This is a genomic window from Gemmatimonadales bacterium, assembly GCA_030697825.1.
Lineage (GTDB): Bacteria > Gemmatimonadota > Gemmatimonadetes > Gemmatimonadales > JACORV01 > JACORV01.
The window spans coordinates 1-6,508 of the sequence record JAUYOW010000105.1; the positions used below are offsets into that span (position 1 = coordinate 1).

The 6,508-nt window shown below is 69.1% G+C and carries 7 protein-coding genes; 2 read left to right on the plus strand and 5 right to left on the minus strand.

Features of this window, described 5'->3' with window-relative positions:
- The 3 genes from Q8Q85_05625 to Q8Q85_05635 form a co-directional block, all read right to left on the minus strand.
- A partial coding sequence (locus tag Q8Q85_05625) for an OPT/YSL family transporter (GenBank protein MDP3773730.1) occupies positions 1–558 on the minus strand: 558 nt, incomplete at its 3' end.
- Between the two features lie 17 nt (positions 559–575).
- Positions 576–1,640 carry a M42 family metallopeptidase gene (locus tag Q8Q85_05630; protein ID MDP3773731.1) on the minus strand — a complete coding sequence of 355 codons (1,065 nt, stop codon included), beginning with the start codon at positions 1,638–1,640 and terminating at the stop codon, positions 576–578.
- Positions 1,640–2,614, minus strand: a complete 975-nt coding sequence (locus Q8Q85_05635; protein ID MDP3773732.1) for a CapA family protein — start codon at positions 2,612–2,614, stop codon at positions 1,640–1,642. Before Q8Q85_05635 ends, Q8Q85_05630 begins: the two co-directional genes overlap by 1 nt.
- Positions 2,615–2,813: 199 nt before the next feature.
- On the opposite strand from Q8Q85_05635, the gene Q8Q85_05640 reads away from it, so the two are divergent.
- A complete protein-coding gene (locus Q8Q85_05640; GenBank protein ID MDP3773733.1) occupies positions 2,814–3,296 on the plus strand; it encodes an Lrp/AsnC family transcriptional regulator in 483 nt (160 codons plus the stop codon).
- 4 nt (positions 3,297–3,300) lie between these two features.
- On the plus strand, positions 3,301–4,566 hold the full coding sequence (locus Q8Q85_05645) for a PLP-dependent aspartate aminotransferase family protein (GenBank protein ID MDP3773734.1): 1,266 nt from the start codon (positions 3,301–3,303) through the stop codon (positions 4,564–4,566).
- Here Q8Q85_05645 and Q8Q85_05650 read toward each other — a convergent pair.
- Both Q8Q85_05650 and Q8Q85_05655 read right to left on the minus strand, forming a co-directional pair.
- Entirely contained in the window at positions 4,484–6,253 is a 1,770-nt protein-coding gene (locus Q8Q85_05650) for a M28 family peptidase (GenBank protein MDP3773735.1), read from the minus strand. The genes Q8Q85_05645 and Q8Q85_05650 overlap by 83 nt on opposite strands.
- A gap of 47 nt (positions 6,254–6,300) precedes the next feature.
- A partial coding sequence (locus Q8Q85_05655) for a hypothetical protein (GenBank protein MDP3773736.1) occupies positions 6,301–6,508 on the minus strand: 208 nt, incomplete at its 5' end.

A 6,508-nucleotide genomic window follows, 5' to 3' on the forward strand; every position in this document is an offset into this window, starting at 1 on the left:
CTGAGCCCGCCAGAGATGGAGCCCTTCGTGCAGGAACTTGTAGACGGCCCCCACGCCGAAGCCCATGAAGACGCGTCCGGCGAAGCGGCCGCCACGCTCGCCCGCCACCAGCACGTCGGCGCAGGCCGCGCCCTCGGGGTAGAGCAGGTTTCCGTGTTCCTTCACGATCAGCGTCCGACGGAGCGGGATCATGAACAGCACGCCGAGGATGCCGCCGCACAGCGCGACGATGAAGACCCGGCTCACGTCGAGGTTGAAACCGAGGAAAATCAGGGCCGGCAGCGTGAAGGCGACGCCCGCTGCGATGCTCTCTCCCGCCGAGCCCGCGGTCTGCACGATGTTGTTCTCGAGGATGGTCGAGCCGTAGCGCTTGAGGAGCGAGATGGCCACGACGGCGATCGGGATGGACGCACTCACCGTGAGCCCAGCGCGCAGCGCCAGATAGACCGTGACGGCCCCGAAGATGATCCCGAACAGGGCTCCGAACAGCACCGCCCGGAGCGTCAACTCCGGCATGGACTGCTCGTTCGGCACGTAGGGCTTGAAGACTTCCGACATGCGATCTCCCGATCGGGTCAGAGGGGAACGAACGACGTCTTTCCGTCGAGGCGCCGCACCCACGCGACCAGCAGGACCGCCGCGCGGTCCAGGTCCTCCAGCGACACCATCTCGTTGGGGCTGTGCATGTAGCGGCACGGCACCGACACCAGCCCCGTGGCGATGCCGCGCCGCGCCGTGTAGATGGCGTCGGCGTCCGTGCTGGTCGCGCGCGGCGACGCTTCGATGGCGTAGGGGATCTTCTCGGCCTCGGCCGCGGCGACCAGCTGGTCGAACACGACGCGGGAGACCGCCGAGCCGCGCGAGAGTACGGGACCGCCGCCCAGCTTGAAGTCGCCGGCTTCCTTCTTCTCCACGCCGGGATAGTCGGTGGCGTGGGTGACGTCCACCACGATCGCGGCGTCCGGCTCGAGGTGGAACGCGCTGGTGCGCGCCCCGCCGCCCGTGCGGGCGATCTCTTCCTGAGTGGTGGCGACCGCCGCCACCGCCGCCTTCGGCGGGTCCGCGGCAAGCCGGCGCAGTGCCTCCAGCACGACGAACGCCCCGATCCGGTTGTCGATGCTGCGCGAGACGAGACGCCCGTTCGGAAACTCGATGAGCTGCGCCGAGAGCACGCCGGCGTCGCCCACCCGCACGCGCGCCGCTGCCTCGTCCTTGTTCTTCGCGCCGATGTCGATCCAGAGGTCGGTGACCTTCGAGACCTTGTCCCGCTCCTCGGTCTTCATCAGGTGAATGGCCTTCTTGCCCACCACCCCGATGACCGGTCCGTCCTTCCCGTCCAGGACCACCCGCTGCCCGACCAGTACCTGGCTGTCCCATCCCCCGATCGCCGCGAAATGCAGATAGCCGTCGTCGTCGATGTGCACCACCATCAGACCGATCTCGTCCACGTGGCCCGCCAGCATGACGCGAGGCGTCCCTTTCGGGTTCAGTGTCGCGATCGAGTTGCCCGCGACGTCAACCTCGACGGACGCGAAGGCCTTGGCCTCGTCGCGCCACAGGCGCGCGGGGACCTGCTCGAAGCCGGACGGCCCGGGGGCGTCCAGCAGGCGTTTAAGGAAGGCGAGCGGTCGCTCGTCCATTATGGTCTGTTCCTCGGTCGGTTCGGCGGACGCGCAACGTTACGCCTCGGCCGGGGGGTTGGCAAGCGCGAAAGACGCTCCGAGATCTCCGCGAAATGACGCATCGTCGCAGCGGAATCGGCACCGGTGGCGAATCGCGGTGTGAAGCCGACCGCGAGCGGCCGCACTTCGACGGTCCGCCGCCCATCCGGGAAGAAGGTCAGCTGCGCCCACAGGCCCGCGTCCGTCCAGCGCTGCCGCTGCTTGAATACGAAGTTCCCGAGCGAGTAGATGATGGGCTTCCCGTCAACGTACTCCATCCCCTGCGGCACGTGAGGGTGATGGCCGATGACCGCGTCGGCCCCGGAACGGATGAGCGCGCGCGCCACCCGGACCACGTCGCCCGGCGGCACCGGGATGTACTCGAGACCGGCGTGGAGCGACACCAGCACCAGGTCCGCGCGCGTCGAGTCGCGCACGGTGCGGATGCGGCTCGCCAGGCGCGTGGTGTCCGCCCACGCCACGCAGCACTCGGCGGGGTGGCCGATCACCGTGAGGTCGTCGTAGTTGAAGATGTAAGTGAGCGAGAAGACCACGACCGTCCAGCCGTTCCTCCTGACGACCACCGGCCGCAACGCGTCGCCCAGAGTGGCGCCCGTTCCCGTGTGGGCGAGGCCGGCGCCGTCGAGGTGCGCGAGCGATTCCAGGAGCCCGGTCCTTCGGAAGTCCCAGGCGTGGTTGTTGGCCGTACCGAGCACGTCGAAGCCGGCGTCGAGGAGCAGCGGCAGGGCCTCCAGGGGGCCGGCGAACACTGGGCTGTTGGTCGTGTCGGCGTGGCGGCCGCGGTCCAGGATGATGCTCTCCAGGTTGCCGATCGTTATGTCCGCCGCGCGCAGGGAATCGCGCACCCCGGCGAAGATCTCGGGCCCACGCCCGGTGAAGAGGTATTCCCTGGCGACCGACCGTCCGAAGTTGATGTCCCCCACGAAGACCACCCGCAATGGTTCCCGCGAGGCCTGGGGCAGGGCCGGGGTCGTCAGGAGGCAGAGGAGGGCCGGTGCTAGGCAATGCGGCAGGCTCGGCATCGCCGCCAAGTATAGCCGCCGGCCGGGAATGACGCCCCGCTGCCACGCAATCCTACAATTATATTAGGCATTGACAGCTGTCTGCATAAGATTATCATGCTACTTATGTATGACACCTAAGATTCATGAAGTACCGCTCGACGCGGTGGACCGAAAGCTGCTGGCCCTTCTCCAGAAGGACGGCAGGACCGCGGTGTCCCGCATCGCCGAGGCTGTGGGCCTCTCCGCGCCTCCGGTGCACGACCGGCTGGCGCGCCTCGAGAAGGCCGGGGTCATCCGCGGCTACGTCGCCCTGCTGGAGCCGGCCCGGCTGGGTCTGGGCATGACCGTCTACGTGAGCGTGACCCTCGCCCTGCATCGTGAGGGCTCGGTCAAGAAGTTCCGCGACGCCGTCCACGCCGTCCCCGCCATCCTGGAATGCCACCACACGACCGGCACCGCGGACTTCCTGCTGAAGGTGGTGGTCAAGGACACGGCGGAATACGAGCAGCTGGTCCTGCACAGGCTCACCCGGCTGCCGGGTGTCGAGCGCCTCAATTCTTCGGTGGTTCTCTCGACTTTCAAGGCCGAAACGGCCCTACCTCTGGAGTAGCTCCATGAGCTCCGATCCCTGGCTGGCCTGCGACGCATTGCAGAAGGACCCCTACGGCTCGCACGAGCCGCCCATCTACCAGACCAGCACCTTCGTCTTCGACTCGACGGCGGATGCTGCGGCCATATTCAGCGGCGGGAAGCCCGGCTTCGTGTACACGCGTCTCGGCAACCCGACGATCGCGGCGTGGGAGAAGCGACTCGCGGAGCTGGAGTCGGCGGGTACGGGTCTCGACGCCGCGGCTCTCGCGTTCAGCTCCGGAATGGGCGCGGTCTCCGCCGCGGTCCTGGCTTGCGTGGAGCAGCGCGACCACGTGGTGGCCGTGCAGCCGCTGTACGGCGGCACCGCCGAGCTGTTCCGCGATCTTCTGCCGCGCTACGGAGTAGCGGTGACGCAGCTGGCCTGCGGCGATCTCGCCGGTCTGGAGGCGGCGGCGCGCGAGCCCCGGACCAAGGTCGTGTACGTGGAGTCTCCGGCGAACCCCACGCTCGACATCATCGACATCCGCCACGCGGCTGGTGTCGCGCACGCAGCCGGCGCCCGGCTCATCGTGGACAACACCTTCGCCACGCCGATCTTCCAGCAGCCCTTGGCCCTCGGCGCGGACCTGGTGGTGCAGTCGACGTCCAAGTTCCTGGGTGGGCACGGCACCGTGATCGGTGGAGGGGTCATCGGAACGGACCGAGATCTGCTCGCGGGCCCGGTGTCGATGATGCGCAAGCTGATCGGTTCCGTCCCCAGCCCGCATGATGCGTGGCTCCTCTACCAGGGGTCGAAGACGCTCGCGTTGCGGGTGGAGCGGATGGCGCAGACGGCGCGGCGGCTGGCCGCGGAGCTGGCGCAGCACGGCGGGGTGATGTGGGTGCGCTACCCGGGCCTCGCGGACGACCCGGGTCACGAGGTCGCATCCCGGCAGATGAGCGGCTTCGGCTCGGTGATCGCCTTTGGGATCAGGGGCGGCATGGAGGCCGGAGCGAGGTTCATGGACGAGCTCAAGGTCGCGAAGCGCGCGGTGAGCCTGGGATGTACCGACACGCTGGTGGAGCATCCGGCGTCCATGACGCACGTGCACCTCACGCCGGAGGAACGGGCGGCGGGAGGAATAACCGACGATCTGATCCGGGTATCTGTCGGACTGGAGCCGGTGGAGTCCCTGGTGAGTGATCTGACGGAGGCGCTGGAGCGCGCTAGTCCCCCGATTCGGGCAGCAGCCGCGCGGTCGCCGTCCCGACGAGACGGCTCGCGGCGAGCACCGCAACCACGAACATGAGCGTCGTCAGCTGGCTCCACGCGCCGTACGCGGACTGTAGGAAGAAGTAGTAGCCGACCTTGGTGCCCACTTCGAGGTGTCGCGCGAAGATGTAGGCTGAAGCCAGGAACGGCGCCGCGCTGGCCAGGACCACTAGGATGCTGGCCGCACTGGTGATCGGGCGGCGTGTGGGGCCTATCCACGGCCAGAGCCAGGCCGGCAGCACGAAGAGCGTGACCGCCGCGAACGGGTTCTGCGCGACGGCGAGCGCGGCGAGAGCGAGCAGGGTGGAGAGCGCGGCGGCGCGTCCCGCCAAGGGGTGGGCAGCGGCGAGCCCTGCCCGACGGCGCAGCCAGCCCAGCGCGAACGCCACCGCGACCAACGCGCCGAGGGTGACGATCACCGGACCCCACCTCACGGCGAACAGGAACGGGTCCCGCACCGTCGCCGGATAAAGCTCGTACCTGGGCAGCATTCCCGTTTCGACCGTCAGTCCCAGCACGGCGAGACCCACCACGCCAACGAGCCACCAGCTGCCCGCCCGCACGATCTCGGAGCGGATCGCGGCACGCGAGGCCGGGTCGGCGCGGGCGGACTGCCATGCCTCCAGGGTCGCGAGTACCAGCGGCAGGAAGAGCGCGATCGCGGCCAGCAGGATCGCGAACCCTTTCACCATGCGGTCGCGGTCGAGCGCGAGGTAGTCGAAGGGCCCGTTCATCCGGTCCCCGCGGTCGAGCGCGAGCACCAGATGCTCGGCGCCGACGCCGAGCAGCGAGAATGAGGAGAGCCGCAGCGTCTCCCAGCGGTCACCGGGCGTGTGGTAGAGGAATCGTGCGATCTCCGGCCGGCGGGACACCACGCCCAGGTTGACGGCCGGGATCCCGGCGTTCACGAACGGTCCCTGGTCGGAGAGCGAGAGCCGGACAGTGCGCTGGAACCACTCGGTGACGGGGTCGACGTCGGTGGTTCGCACCGACCCAGCCGCGAACGCGTCCGCGGCGGCGTTGCGCAACCAGAGCGGCGCGAACCCTCCGCCCTGACCCACACCGGTGATGTGGATGCTGCCGCCGATGCCGTTCTCGACGTGGTCGAGCGAGATGACGGCGACGATGTCCTGCGGCCGTTCGACCAGCTGCACGTAGCTCGCGGCGCCGATGGAGCCCCACTCCTGGGCGTCGGTGGCGAGGTACGTGATCGGCCGCCGGTGTCCACGCAGCTCGAGCACGCGAGCCAACTCCATGAGCACGCCGACACCCGCCGCGTTGTCGCCTGCCGACTGGCCCGAGGTCGTCTGGCCGTCGTAGTGCGCGAGCACGACGATCGCGCCCGGGACGGCTCCGCCGCTCCGCGCGATCACGTTGCGGCCGCGGAGCGCCGTACCTCGCAAGGTGATCGGGAAGTCGCGGGCTTCGGTGACGAGGCCCAGCGCGTCGAACCGCGCCTGGATCCACCCGGCGGCGCGCCGCGAGGCGAGCGTCCCGGTCACCCGGTTCTGGAGCGAGTCGGCGAGAGTGCGTGTCGTGGCGAAAGCCGACTCGGGGGCGAAGTGCGTCGTGTCAGCAGCGACGTCGAGTCGTTGCGGAGGCGAGCCCAGGAGCCGGAACAGCAGGAACGCGGCGACCAGCGCCGCCACGAAGGTGACGGCGTCCAGCCAGGGGTGGCGGTGCAGCCGCAGGCGCGGGATGGACTTGGTGATGGGTGTGGGCATTGGGAAGCAGAATGTACGACGATGGCGGAGCCGGCTCAACCACGGCGTTAGTGATGGTGGTGTGCGTCCGCCGGAGCGCGCGCCAGCTCGTCCGCGATAAGCGAGCCTTCCGCGGCGATCTGGCCGGGCCCGGTGTAGCCGGACCAGCGGCGGATCACCCGGCCCTCCGCGTCGAGCAGCACGGTGTACGGCAACCCTACGTAGTGATAACGCGGCTTCAACCGGCCACCGCCGAGGCCGACCTGGAGCCCGATC